Source organism: Burkholderia sp. WSM2232 (assembly GCF_000472545.1).
GTDB lineage: Bacteria > Pseudomonadota > Gammaproteobacteria > Burkholderiales > Burkholderiaceae > Paraburkholderia.
Map to the genome: position 1 here is coordinate 36190 of NZ_AWZV01000032.1, position 13776 is coordinate 49965.

The 13776-nt window shown below is 65.2% G+C and carries 10 protein-coding genes; 8 read left to right on the top strand and 2 right to left on the bottom strand.

Annotated features, from left to right (window positions below):
* Positions 1-136: 136 nt before the first annotated feature.
* Together F757_RS0124980 and F757_RS36875 are read right to left on the bottom strand one after the other, a co-directional pair.
* Positions 137-757, bottom strand: a complete 621-nt coding sequence (locus F757_RS0124980; RefSeq protein ID WP_027213769.1) for an AAA family ATPase — start codon at positions 755-757, stop codon at positions 137-139.
* Positions 754-885 carry a hypothetical protein gene (locus tag F757_RS36875; RefSeq protein ID WP_269660916.1) on the bottom strand — a complete coding sequence of 44 codons (132 nt, stop codon included), beginning with the start codon at positions 883-885 and terminating at the stop codon, positions 754-756. The genes F757_RS0124980 and F757_RS36875 overlap by 4 nt, the downstream gene beginning before the upstream one ends.
* Positions 886-1118: 233 nt before the next feature.
* On the opposite strand from F757_RS36875, the gene corA reads away from it, so the two are divergent.
* From corA to F757_RS0125025, 8 genes are all read left to right on the top strand, one after another.
* Positions 1119-2096: a magnesium/cobalt transporter CorA gene (gene corA, locus F757_RS0124990; RefSeq protein WP_013339432.1), complete on the top strand. Its 978-nt coding sequence runs from the start codon at positions 1119-1121 to the stop codon at positions 2094-2096.
* 402 nt (positions 2097-2498) lie between these two features.
* A complete protein-coding gene (locus F757_RS0124995) occupies positions 2499-3461 on the top strand; it encodes a sugar ABC transporter substrate-binding protein (RefSeq protein WP_027213771.1) in 963 nt (320 codons plus the stop codon).
* Between the two features lie 465 nt (positions 3462-3926).
* On the top strand, positions 3927-5519 hold the full coding sequence (locus F757_RS0125000) for a sugar ABC transporter ATP-binding protein (RefSeq protein ID WP_027213772.1): 1593 nt from the start codon (positions 3927-3929) through the stop codon (positions 5517-5519).
* Complete coding sequence (locus F757_RS0125005) at positions 5516-6583, top strand: ABC transporter permease (RefSeq protein ID WP_027213773.1); 1068 nt, start codon at positions 5516-5518, stop codon at positions 6581-6583. The genes F757_RS0125000 and F757_RS0125005 overlap by 4 nt, the downstream gene beginning before the upstream one ends.
* Before the next feature lie 146 nt (positions 6584-6729).
* On the top strand, positions 6730-7770 hold the full coding sequence (locus F757_RS0125010; RefSeq protein ID WP_027213774.1) for a LacI family DNA-binding transcriptional regulator: 1041 nt from the start codon (positions 6730-6732) through the stop codon (positions 7768-7770).
* 121 nt (positions 7771-7891) lie between these two features.
* Positions 7892-8815, top strand: a complete 924-nt coding sequence (gene rbsK, locus F757_RS0125015; RefSeq protein ID WP_027213775.1) for a ribokinase — start codon at positions 7892-7894, stop codon at positions 8813-8815.
* Positions 8816-9450: 635 nt separating this feature from the next.
* Positions 9451-11304: a methyl-accepting chemotaxis protein gene (locus F757_RS0125020; protein WP_027213776.1), complete on the top strand. Its 1854-nt coding sequence runs from the start codon at positions 9451-9453 to the stop codon at positions 11302-11304.
* A 931-nt stretch (positions 11305-12235) separates the two neighbouring features.
* Complete coding sequence (locus tag F757_RS0125025; RefSeq protein WP_027213777.1) at positions 12236-12997, top strand: 2-keto-4-pentenoate hydratase; 762 nt, start codon at positions 12236-12238, stop codon at positions 12995-12997.
* Positions 12998-13776: the final 779 nt, after the last annotated feature.

Below are 13776 nucleotides of genomic sequence, written 5' to 3' on the forward strand. Positions count from 1 at the left end.
GGCCAGGAATAGAAAAACAGATGGAAGAACGCCCCGCATGCGGGGCGTTCTTCGTGGTGCTCGCACACTGCGTCTGAGCGCTGTTGCCGTATCGGCCGTATCGGCCGTATCAGCCGTATCGGCCATATCGTCCGCCTCAAACCGGCAAGGGTGGCAGCAGTCCGGGGGCCGCCTGGGGCGCACCGACGATATGCGCTAGCAGCGCATCGAAGTCAGCCGTCTCCGGTGCCGTGTTATCGAACATCAGAAGATCGTTGCACATATCGCCGCTCGGCAGGAAGCGCCGCTGACGGTACTCGTCCCAATGCGCCAGCTTGTAGGCGTCGTTCGGATTGCCGCGCGCCACGATTCGCCGGTGCGCGGTTTCTTCCGACACATGCACCCACACCACACGCACGCTCACATTGTCGCCGACGCCCAGCCACGCGCGATCGAAAAGCCGCCTCTCGCGGACTTCACGCGACAGCGGCCCGACCACGAGCGCGCTCACGCCGAGTTCGAGGTTGTCGCGCGCGGTGTCGATCAGGCCGCGATATTCCGGCTCGCGTAGATGTTGCAGAAAAAGCGGGCTGTCGCGATCGTTCGGATCGCCGGTTAGCATGCCCATGGCCGCGGCGCTATAGCCGCCGTACAGGGTGTCCTTGTCGAGCAGACAGAAAGGCTCGCCGGCCGCTTTCATGAGCGGGCCGATCAGTTTTTTTGCCAGCGTGGTCTTGCCGGTTCCCGCGTGACCGCAAATGAAAACAAGGTGGCTCACGACGACCCGCCCTTCGGGAAAGCGGCCGCGGGCGGCGCGTCAGACGCCGGCTTGCCGTCGCTCACCAGCCACGCCGTATCTATCGGGCCGAAGCACAATGCCGCGGTCATCGAGTTGAAACACCGCATGGCGGTCTCCTTGCTGTTGTCCCTTTGCAAGGATCATGAAGAAGAACCCATGTGCGCGCAAGAGCCGGATGCGCGTGCGAAAGTCCTGCACGACACGGCCTGCAACAATTCGATACATGAGACCCGCCCGCAGCCCTTAACATGGCGGTTGCACAGTCCATTCACGCAGAGGGCCCTCATACGCGCACGCCTTGCGATGCGGGCCGCTCTGCTGCGCTTTCAGGGTAACCGACATGTTGATCAATTGCGCCGCCTATCAGGACGGCCGGAAGCTCGCCGACATCGACATCGACAGCATCAGCGACTATGTCGCGCGGCCCGAGTGTTTCGTGTGGGTCGCGCTAAAGGATCCGGGCCCGGGCGAACTGGCGGTGATGAAGCATGAGTTCGGTCTGCACGACCTTGCCATCGAGGACGCACAGAACGGGCATCAGCGCCCGAAAATCGAGGAGTACGGCGAGTCGCTCTTCGCGGTGATGCACACCGTGGAGATGGACGAAGACTGCGAGCTGGTGATCGGCGAGGTGGATGTATTCGTCGGAGCGAATTACGTGCTGTCGGTGCGGCGCGGCACGCGTGCCGGCTTTCAGAACGTGCGGGCGCGCTGCGAACGAGAACCGCAGTTGCTCAAGGCCGGCTCGGCGTTCGTGCTGTATGCGCTCGCCGACGACATAGTCGATCGTTACTTTCCGATTATCGAGGCGATGAACACCGAGATTGAGGCGATCGAAGACCGCATTTTCGAGCGCAACAATTCGGCGGCATCGCGCGCGATCATTCAGGATCTGTATTCGCTCAAGCGGCGCCTTGTCATTCTGCAGCATCACATCGCGCCGCTACAGGAAGCGATCAGCAAGCTGACGGGCGGCCGCATTCCGAGCGTCTGCGAAGGCATGCAGGCTTACTTTCGCGATGTCTACGACCACCTTGAGCGGATCGTGCGGATTATCGACGGCCGGCGCGAAATGGTGGTTACCGCCGTGCAGGTGAACCTCGGCATGATTTCGCTCGCCGAGAACGAGGTGACCAAGCGGCTCGGTTCGTTCGCCGCGCTGTTCGCGGTGCCGACGATGATCGCCGGCATCTACGGAATGAATTTCCAGAACATTCCGGAGCTGCATTTGCGCTATGGCTACCCGCTGTGCCTCGCCATCATGCTGACCGTAGACGTCATTCTTTATTGGCGCTTCCGCAAGGCCGGCTGGCTTTGAGGGGGCGAGGCGGCTCCAGGTACGCCGACGCTCAAAGCAGGCCGACCGTTCGCAAGCACACCAACTTCCCTCATGCGGCTTGCATGCGGCGCAATAAAAGTCCAGCATAAGCGGCCCGCCGGCGGCTCAGCTTGCAGCCGGCGGCAATACCGTCACGTCTGAACCATGTGAGGACCCATTGCCGCACGCATTTCGCGATTCGCCTGCCGGGCGTTTCGTCACACGACTGTTCACCGCCGTGGCGGCGCGGAGCCTCGGGTCGCCGTTTAAGCGAGCCGGTGCACTGCAACACTGCAAATCGTTGACAGTTCGGTTCGAATGCGCTGAAAATGAGCCCCGCAAACGTTTGCGCGTAATTAAAAATACGGCTCCAGAAGAGCCTGACAAACCAAGGAGATATGCATGAGCCATCGCATTCGCCGCCGCATCCTGGCGGCAGCAATCCTCGCCACCGCTAGCGCCGCGTTGCCGTTTTCCGCCGCTTTTGCCCAGACCGCGCCGGCTCACAAGCCCAAAGTCGCACTGGTGATGAAGTCGCTTGCCAACGAGTTCTTCCTCACCATGGAAAACGGTGCGAAGGACTACCAGAAGCACAACTCGTCGCAGTTCGACCTCATCACGAACGGCATCAAGGACGAAACGGACACCGCCAACCAGATCCGCATCGTCGAACAGATGATCGTGTCGAAGGTCGACGCCATCGTGCTCGCTCCGGCCGACTCGAAGGCGCTGGTGCCGGTCGTCAAGAAGGCGGTGGACGCGGGCATCATCGTCGTGAACATCGACAACCGGCTCGACCCGGAGGTGCTGAAGTCGAAGGACCTGAACGTGCCCTTCGTCGGACCGGATAACCGCAAGGGCGCACAAAAGGTCGGCGACTACCTCGCGAAGAAGCTGAAGGCTGGCGACGAGGTCGGCATTATCGAGGGCGTGTCGACCACGACCAACGCGCAGCAGCGCACGGCCGGCTTCAAGGACGCTATGCAGACCGTCGGCGCCAAAGTGGTGTCCGTGCAGTCCGGCGAATGGGAAATCGACAAGGGCAACGCAGTGGCCTCGGCCATGCTCAACGAGTACCCGAACCTGAAGGCGCTGCTCGCGGGCAACGACAACATGGCGATCGGCGCGGTTTCCGCGGTGCGCGCGGCGGGCAAGCAGGGCAAGGTGTACGTGGTCGGCTACGACAACATCAACGCAATCAAGCCGATGCTGAAGGACGGCCGCGTGATCGCCACCGCCGACCAGTACGCCGCGAAGCAGGCTGTGTTCGGCATCGACACCGCGCTTAAAGCCTTGAGCGAACACAAGAAGCAGTCGCAGCTGTCGGGCGTGGTCGAAACGCCGTGCGACCTGGTCACGAAGTAAACGGTGGCCGAAGCGGCGCCCGAGGCGGCATATCGGCCGCACGTGAGCGGCACTTGAGCAGCACGTGAGCGGCACGTGAGCGGCCATGAACGAGAATCGAACGGCATACGAGCGGCGACGGCAACGTCGCCCAAATCATCTCTCGATCAATGCTGTGTCACCGCTCGCTCTTCGCTCAGGCGTCGCCGGCCACGAGTCGGGCGGATTCGCACCACGTCAGAACCGCGAATCCGCGCCTACTATCCAATGAACACTCAATAGCCGGCCGATAGCGGCTCAAGAAAGCTGCGGGGCAGCCGTTAATTCCAGAGGTAAGCGTCATGACGGCGGCTGCGTGGGGAGAGAAGCGCAGACCTGGTGCCTGCGCATTCCGCGTATTGGGCCGGCATTGACCGCGCGGCGCCAGGCGCCGCCTTGTTCGAGCGAATCGGGCAGGGCGGCGTAGCGCCGCGAAACAGGATCGCGATGGATTCAACCGACCACGAAGCCTTGCCTGCTGTACTGTCCGTCAGCGGCATCGGCAAGACCTATGCCGAACCCGTGCTCGCCGACGTCTCCTTGTCGTTGCGCGCCGGCGAGGTATTGGCGCTCACCGGCGAGAACGGCGCCGGCAAGAGCACGCTGTCCAAGATTATCGGCGGACTCGTCGAGCCGACGGCGGGCACCATGCGGCTCGGCGGTGCGCCCTATGCACCGGCGAGCCGTACCGAAGCCGAAGCGCTCGGCGTGCGCATGGTCATGCAGGAGCTGAACCTGCTGCCCACGCTGTCGGTTGCGGAAAACCTGTTTCTCAACCGCCTGCCGCGCGTGGGGCGATTGCCTGGCTGGATCGACCGCCGCAAGCTGCGCGAGGACGCGCGCCACGCAATGGCGCAAGTCGGGCTCGACGCGATCGACCCCGACACACTGGTGGGCGAACTCGGCATCGGGCATCAGCAGATGGTGGAGATCGCGCGCAATCTGATCGACGACTGCCGCGTGCTGATCCTCGACGAGCCGACCGCCATGCTGACCGCCCGCGAAGTCGACCTGCTGTTCGAGCAGATCGACCGCCTGAAGGCGCGCGGCGTCGCGCTGGTGTACATCTCGCACCGGCTCGAGGAACTGGCGCGGGTGGCCGAGCAGATCGCGGTGCTGCGCGACGGCCGCCTCGTGCACGTCGACGCCATGGCCAATCTGACCAGCGACGAAATCGTCACGTGGATGGTCGGCCGCGAACTCGGCGAACAGATCGATCTGGGCGTGCGCAGTATCGGCGCGCCGCTTCTGAAGGTCGAGCGCCTCTCTCGCGGCAAGGTGGTGCGCGACGTGTCGTTCGAGGTGCGCGCGGGCGAGATTTTCGGCGTGAGCGGCCTGATCGGGGCAGGCCGTACGGAGTTGATGCGGCTCATCTACGGCGCCGACCAGAAAGACGGCGGCAGTGTGGCGCTTGCCCCGGCGCCCGGCACGCCGCCCGCGCCGGTGCGGATCGATTCGCCTTCGGACGCGGTGCGCGCTGGCATCGCGCTGATTACCGAGGACCGCAAAGGCGAGGGCCTGCTGCTGCCGCAGCCGATTGCAGCCAATGTGTCGCTGGGCAACATCGGCAGCGTGGCGCGCCATGGCGTCGTCGATGCGAAGCGCGAGAACGCGCTCGCGCAAAAGCAGATCGACGCCATGCGAATCCGCAGCTCGGGTCCGGGGCAGATTGTCGGCGAGCTGTCGGGCGGCAACCAGCAGAAGGTCGTGATCGGCCGCTGGCTTGCGCGCGATTGCCGCGTGCTGTTATTCGACGAACCTACGCGCGGCATCGACGTCGGCGCGAAGTTCGATATTTATGGCTTGATGGGTGCGCTGGCTCGGGAAGGGCGCGCGCTCGTCGTGGTGTCGAGCGACCTGCGCGAGCTCATGCTGATCTGCGACCGGATCGGCGTGATGTCGGCGGGAAGCCTGACGGGCGTGTTCGAACGCGACACGTGGACGCAGGACGCGTTGCTGGCCGCCGCTTTCGCCGGCTACCGCAGCCGCGAAGCGTTGTTGCACGACCTCGACACCAATGAAGCAGGGAGCTTGTCATGACCGATCAATCGTTGCGCGACACGGCGGGCGCAAAACGCGGCGGCAATGCCGGTGCCGCCGGCGTGAATACAAACGCCGCACCGCCGGCCGATCCGTCGGCGCCGCTCGCGAGCGGCAAACCGGCCGGCACGCGGCTCGGGTTTTCGAACTATCTGGGTCTCGCCGGAGCGCTGCTCGGCATGATCGTGCTGTTCTCGCTGCTGAGTTCGCACTTCCTGACGTACGACACGTTCAGCACGATCGCCAATCAGATTCCGGATCTGGTCGTGATGTCGGTCGGCATGACGTTCGTGCTGATCATCGCCGGTATCGACCTGTCGGTCGGCTCGGTGCTCGCGCTCGGCGCGTCGGTGGTGAGCGTGGCCGCGCTCAAGTGGGGCTGGGGCCCGCTGCCGTCGGCGCTGCTCGGTGTCGCGGCGGCCGCGCTGACCGGCACGATTACCGGCGCGGTCACGGTGGGCTGGCGGATACCGTCGTTCATTGTGTCGCTCGGCGTGCTCGAGGCCGCGCGCGGCCTTGCGTATCAGATGACGAATTCGCGCACCGCCTATATCGGCGACGCGTTCGATTTTCTGTCGAACCCGATTGCGCTCGGCATCTCGCCGGCCTTCCTGATTGCGGTGGCGGTCATGGTGATCGCGCAACTGGTGCTCACGCGCACGGTGTTCGGCCGCTATCTGGTGGGCATCGGCACCAACGAGGAAGCCGTGCGGCTCGCGGGCGTCAATCCGCGGCCCTACAAGGTGATCGTGTTCGCGCTGATGGGCGCGCTAGCGGGCCTCGCGTCGCTGTTCCAGATTTCGCGTCTGGAGGCGGCGGACCCGAATGCCGGCGTCGGCGTGGAACTGCAGGTGATTGCAGCGGTGGTGATTGGGGGCACCAGTCTGATGGGCGGGCGCGGTTCCGTCATCAGCACGTTTTTCGGCGTGTTGATCATTTCCGTGCTGGCGGCGGGGCTCGCGCAGATCGGCGCGAACGAGCCGACCAAGCGGATGATCACCGGCGCGGTGATCGTGGTGGCCGTGGTGCTGGATACGTACCGCAGCCGCCGCAAGCGCGCCTGACATCGTCAGGATAGCGTGGGTCGGGCATTTGAAGGGTGGTTTGCGGTAAAGCGTAAGAATTCATGGGTATTGCGGGTTCGATGAGGACGTCCCAAGGTCGGCAGTGAGCCTGACGGCGGGAAAAACAGGCGGGAGAGCAACAGGTTATGGCGACGATCAAGGATGTAGCAGCCGTGGCGGGCGTGTCCTTCACGACGGTATCGCACGTCGTGAACAATTCGCGGCCCGTGTCGGCCGACGTGCGCGCGAAGGTCGAACTCGCCATTCGCCAGCTTCACTATGTGCCCTCGGCTGTGGCCCGTTCGCTGAAGGCGCGCGCCACCGCGACCATCGGGCTCGTGGTGCCCAACAGCACCAACCCGTACTTCGCGGAGCTTGCGCGCGGCATAGAAGACGGTTGCGCGCGCAACGGCTACTGCGTGTTCTTCTGCAATTCCGACGACGATCCCGCGAAGCAGCGCAACTATCTGCGTGTGCTGCAGGAAAAGCGCATCGACGGGCTGATCGTCGCGTCCGCCGGCGACGACGCCGTGCTCGCGCAGACGCTCGCGGACGCACGCGAGCCACTGGTGATCGTCGACCGCAATATCGAAGGCGTGAATGCCGACCTCGTGCAGATTGACCACGAGAAGGGCGCGTATCTCGCCACCCGTCATCTGCTTGAACTGGGGCATGTGCGGATCGGTTGCATTACGGGGCCGGTCGATACCGCAGTCAGCGCGATGCGCGTGCACGGCTTTATCCGCGCGATGACCGAGCGCGGCATCGAGATTCCGCCGGACGCGATTGTCGAAAGCGACTTTTCGGGCACCGGCGGGCATCGCGCCGCCGGGCAACTATTCGACACGGTCAAGCCATCGGCGATTTTCGCCTGTAACGACATGATGGGCATCGGCGCATTGCGCGCCGCGGCCGAGCGCAATATCAGCGTGCCGCGCGATTGCTCGATCATCGGTTTCGACGACATCGAACTGGGACGCTTCACCTATCCGGCACTCTCGACGGTCGGGCAGTCGGTGCGCGCGCTCGGCGACATGGCCGCGCAGACGCTAATCGAGCGCATTGCCGGCAAGTCGTCGGCGAGCGCACGTCCGGGCAGCCGCCGGCGCGTCGTCTCGCCGCGGCTCATCGTGCGCGAATCGACGTCGACGTGGGCGGGCGCCGGCAAACGCCATCTGGTGGCCTGAGCGCTGCCCCCGCCGGGCTTGGCCGGGCCTGCCGGGTCTGCCTGGTCGCCGGGGTCGGGTGCGTCAGCGCTTCCGCGCGCTTGAAAAGCACGTTAGAAAAGCAGCACAACAGGAGAATTGAGTGGCAAGTCAGGAAACGCGCTCACGCGTGGCGGTGGTCGGCAGTCTGAATATGGACCTGGTGGCGCGCGCGCCGCGCCTGCCGCGTCCCGGCGAAACGCTGGCCGGCCGTACGTTCGCTCAGGTCCCGGGCGGCAAGGGCGGCAACCAGGCTGTGGCGGCCGCGAGGCTCGGCGCGCGCGTGGCGATGCTGGGCTGCGTTGGCGCCGACGCGAACGGTGCGCAGTTGCGCGCGGGGCTCGAGGCCGAAGGCATCGACTGCACGGCGCTCGAAACCGGCCGCGAGGCGACGGGCGTGGCGCTCATCATCGTCGACGATGCGAGCCAGAACGCGATTGTCATCGTGGCGGGCAGCAACGGCGAGGTGACGCCTGACACCATTGCACGCCACGAAGCCGTGCTCGCCGCGGCCGACGTGGTGATCTGCCAATTGGAAACGCCGCTCGATACGGTGTACGCGGCGCTCGCCACGGCCCGGCGCCTCGGCAAGACGGTAATCCTGAACCCTGCGCCCGCCACCGGTCCGCTGCCCGCCCAGTGGCTGCCGCTCATCGACTATCTGATTCCCAACGAACTGGAAGCCGCGACGCTGACCGGCTTGCCGGTGGGCTCGCCCGAAGAAGCGGCGACGGCCGCTGCCGTGCTGCGCGCGGCCGGCGCCCGCAATGTGCTGGTGACGCTCGGGCCGCGCGGCGTGCAGGCGGCGCTCGAAGGCGCAGCGCCAGTGCTCTACGACGCGCCGAAAGTCGAGGCCGTGGATACGACCGCAGCCGGCGACACCTTCATCGGCGGCTTCGCCGCCCAACTCGGAGAGGGCGTGGGCGTGGAAGCGGCGATCCGTTTCGCCCAGCGCGCCGCGGCGCTATCCGTGACGCGCGCCGGTGCGCAGCCCTCCATACCGAGACGTGCCGAACTCGGCGGTTGAAGTTGCGGTCAGGTGACCGGCGCGGCCACGTGTCGCGCCGCGCGATTTCGGGGAAGCGGCGTTCCCAGGCCGGCGTCGGTTGACGCCTTTGGTGCGTCGCGCGCGCGTTTCCGGTGCTCCCTGAATTGCCCGCATTACACGAGATTCAGGAGAGCGGCGTTCCCGCGCCCGCGTGGTTCACCCTTTGGCGCGCCCGGCGCGCGTTTCCGGTGCTCGCTGCGTGACTGGCATTCCGCGGACTACGCGGGGTTTAAGGAAGCGGGCTTCCCGCACCCGCGCGGATTGACCCTTTGGCGCGCGCGTTCCGCCTTCTATGCGCTCCCTGCGTCACTTGTCTCAACTGGCGTCACCCGCACCACGCGGGAGACACCGACTGCGCCTCCTTGCCTGACCTCCGACGCCTCATCGTCCCCCAGCCGACGCTCCGCGCCCGATCATCGCCACACCGGCACCTTTGTAACTCTTACCGTGCGCCGGCCGCCGCCTTTCATCAGACTACATAAAAGCTTTAAGTCCGCTTGTGGCGTGCCGTTAACGCTGTTTATCAGAGCGCCGATCCGACGCAATCGCGACGGTGCCTCGCGCGTCATCAGATTTCTATTCGCTGCGCCGCAGCCTCCACGCACAGGACATGTATGTTGAACAAGGGCATTTCGATCAAGGCCCGCATCGGCCTCACCATGGCATTTCTCGCGGCGCTGCTCGTCGGCATCGGGGCATTCGGCTTATTCGGCATGAGTCGCTCGAATGACGCTTACCAGGAGACGTTCACGAACTCCATGCCGAGCGCCGTCGACATCGGCAACGCCGAGTTGTTCGCGGCGCGCGAGCGTCTCGCGCTCGACCGCGCGGCCTTCATGATGGGCACGCCGGACTCGGCGCCGACGCTGGAGCGCGCCCGCACCATGCGCGCCACCTCGGACATGTGGTGGAAGAAGTACATGGACCTGCCGCGCGGGGCCGAGGAAGACCGCCTTGCGCGCGAAGTGGTCGGCAAGCGCGAAGCGCTGCATCAGCAGGCCGACGCATTCGCGGCGGTCGTCGCGGCGGGCGAACAGGGCAAACTGGTCGACGGCGCGAAGCGCATGCAGGTCGCCTATAACGAACTCGCGAACGCCGACGACGCTCTGCGCAAGTTTCAGTTCGATCTCGCGAAGGCCGGTTACGATGCCGCTCAATCGAGCTTCCAGCAGTTCCGCATGGTGAGCATCGGCGCGCTGGTTGCTGGCGCGCTCGCGGCGCTGCTGTCGTACATGGCGCTCAGCCGGGCAATCGCACGGCCGCTGTCCGAAGCGCTCGTGCATTTCGACGCGATCGCCGCCGGCGATCTGCGCCGCCAGGTGGCGGTGACCTCGCGCGATGAAATGGGCCAGATTCTCGAAGGCATCGCGAAGATGCAGCGCAGTCTGACCGAAACGGTGCGCGCGGTGCGCGGCGGCAGCGAGTCGATTGCGACCGCGACGCGCGAGATAGCGGCCGGCAACATCGACCTGTCATCGCGCACCGAAGAGCAGGCGTCGGCCTTGCAGCAGACAGCCTCCAGCATGGAAGAATTGACCGGCACCGTGAAGCAGAACGCGGACAACGCCCGCCAGGCAAGCGCGCTCGCCGCGAATGCGTCGGAAATCGCCAACAAAGGCAGCGCGGTGGTCGGCCAGGTGGTCGGCACCATGGGCGAGATCAACCAGAGCTCCGCGAAGATTGCGGACATTATTTCGATTATCGAAGGCATTGCGTTCCAGACCAATATTCTGGCGCTCAACGCGGCCGTGGAAGCGGCGCGGGCCGGTGAAGAGGGACGCGGCTTCGCCGTCGTGGCGGGCGAAGTGCGCAGTCTTGCACAGCGCTCGTCGGCGGCGGCCAAGGAGATCAAGGAACTCATCGATACTTCCGTGGACCGCGTGCAGTCGGGCTCCGCGCTCGTCGACGAGGCGGGCCGCACGATGGGCGAAATTATCAGCGCCGTGCAGCGCGTGACTGACATCATGGGCGAAATTGCCGCGGCGTCGGAGGAACAGAGCGGCGGCATCGATCAGGTGGCGCGCGCCGTCACGCAGATGGACGAAGTCACGCAGCAAAACGCGGCACTCGTCGAGGAAGCGGCGGCGGCCGCATCGTCGCTGGAGGACCAGGCGGACAAGCTGCGTCAGGCGGTCGCCGTGTTCCAGCTCGGCGACGACGGCAGCAAGGTTTCGGCTAGCGCGGCGGCGAAACACGTTCCGGTGCGCGCTACGTCCGCTGTGGCGCGCCCGGCTTCTGTCGCACGCCCAGCTTCGCGGGTGGGGGCTCGTGCCGGTTCCGCCCCGCGGGCGATGGCTGCCGTCGCGGCGCAGCCTGTGACGGCGGATCATGCGCCGGCTGCTGCTGCGGCGTCGGTCGCGCCGACGGGCGCCGCAGCAGCGGCCAAAGTCAACCCGGTGCCGCGCGCGGCCACGAAGCCGGTGGCCGTCGCTACCGCGGGTGGCGATCAGGATTGGGAAACGTTCTGACGGCGGTGGGCGGTGGGAGGTGGGCTGTAGGGGGCGAGGCGGCGTTGGGCCGAGGGGCCGAGAGGCGGCAAAGGGGCGCCCCGTTTCACTGTCCCGTTTCGCTGTCCCGTTTCACTGACCATTTGGCTGCCCTGTCCCGGTGCTAATTCCACTGCCGGATTCCACTGCCTGACTTGACAACCTGACTCGACAACTCGACTTGACAACCTGACTCGATAACTCGACTCGACCACCTGACTCGACAACTCGACTCGACTACCTGACTCGACCACCTGACTCGACCACCTGACTCGACTACCTGATTCCACTACCTGATTCCACTACCTGATCCCACTGCCTGATCCGACTGCCTGACCCCACTGCCTGACCCCACTGCCTGACCCCACTAGGCCGGTGAATGGCCGAGTCAGCGGCCCGATCTGGCCGCCGCCTGAAGCTGCCTGACCGGGCTGCCGGATAAGCGCGCCAGATCCAAGCGCCCGATTCGGGGCCGGCCAGCCGCCCGATCCGGCCACCTGACGGAACCGCTGTTACCCTGGACAGAAACACTCCAATGCAAACCGCGCTTGCTTACGCAGCGCGGTTTTTTTATGGCGTGCGCATCAAGTGGCATTTGCGAAGCGGCGGGCGCCCTGGTGAGCCTCGCGATCCGGTACATTGACGAGCGCGGCGACGGTAATTCGTAGCCAGATCGCGGACCATCACCGCGAGGCACGCCGGTAGAGCATGAGTTGCGGGCACCGCGCCGAGGCAGTGCGGCCCGACGCGTATGGCGTCGGGCCGCCTGTCAACGCCGAGCCGCCGAGCCGCCGAGCGGCCCGAGCGGCCCGAGCGGCCCGAGCGGCCCGAGCGGCCAGCGGCCGGCCGCTCACCCATTCACCACCTTCGCGCTGCAACAGACATTTAAATGCGCCAGCCACAAAGGACCGACATGACGCCACACGACCTCGCGCACCGCCTCGTCGAAGCACGCCGGCAGCATCGGCCGATAGACGGGCTTCCCGCCGAACAGATGCCGCCGGACGCCGCCACCGCGTACGCGATCCAGCAGGCGGTCATTGCGGGCCTCGGGGACTCCACCGGGGCGTGGAAAATCGGCGCGAAGGCGCCGGGCGGACCTACCTCGGGCGCGCCCATCCCGGCGTCACTGGTGCTGCCGTCGCCCGCGCGCGTCGAGCACGCACGGTTCTTCCGCGTGCTGGTAGAGCTGGAGATCGCGTTCCGCTTTACCGAGGCAATCGAGCCGCGCAGCCGTGCCTACACGCGCGACGAGGTGCTGGCGCTGGTCGGCGAAGTGCTGCCCGCCATTGAAATTGTCGACAGCCGCTTTGCCGAGTGGCCGAACGTCGCGCATCTCGCCCAGCTTGCCGACGCGCAAAACAACGGTGCACTCGTCACCGGCCATCCGGTCTCGTATGCAGGACTCGCGCGCGGCTTCGACTTCGTGTCGCCGGAACTGGAACTGAGCTTCGACGGCGAGTCGCTGGTACCCGAGGCCACCGGCAATCCGGCAGGCGATCCGCGCGAGCTGCTGGTGTGGTTTGTCAACCATTGCGCCGCCATGGGCATTACGATCGAACCCGACTGGACGCTGACCACCGGCTCTTACGTTGGTGCGCACAATGTGGGCAAACCGGGCGTCGTGCGCGGCCACATCGACGGCCTTGGAGAGGTCGAGATCGAACTTACCTGAGCGCGTGACACTGTGTCATGCGACTCGATGTCAGGCATCACTGTGCGCCGTGCTTGTAACGGCGCATTACAAACGACGAGGCGAACAGGCGAGCGGTGAACACACGAGCCTCCGCCTGGGGCGGCCGTCTTACGTGTGGCGCCTCCGCGAGGACTCCTTGGCCGCGTAGCCGTATACCCTATTGAACCGATTGCGCGCCGGGCCGTTAACTAGTTAACCGGTGCAGCTAACGGGCACAGTTAGCCGGCACAGTTAAGCGGCACACATAGTTAAGCGGCGCGAAAATCGACGCGCTTATGCGAGGCATGTGAAGCATCGTGTCGATAGCAAACGAGGCGTGGCGAGGTATGGAACGAATGCTCGCATACATGGACGAACTGCATGGACGTGCCGACGAAGTGTGCGTGCAACTTTGGTCGATCGACGTGTAACAGATACGCGGCCCTTAGACTAAACGACTGTAAGAACCGGCTCTCGAAACATGACGAACAAAAGAGGCGAAAGCACAAAACAGCGGTGACGTAGCGCGGAAATACGTGATGCGGCGGCCCATGTTGCAGCGATACGCAGCGTCGAGGTACGCCACGTGCGTGTGCAAGGAGCGCATGAACGTAAGCAAGGCTGAGTGTGCGAAACGAGTGGTGCGCAGAGGCAGGAAGATCCCGGAAAACCCAGGAAAGCCGCTCACTCGCGTGGCCATTTATGCAGGCTGGCGGCATCGTTCGACGCGCAAGATTGTAGGTGGTCGAAACGTGGTTTCCAAGTGATGATTGTAGGGA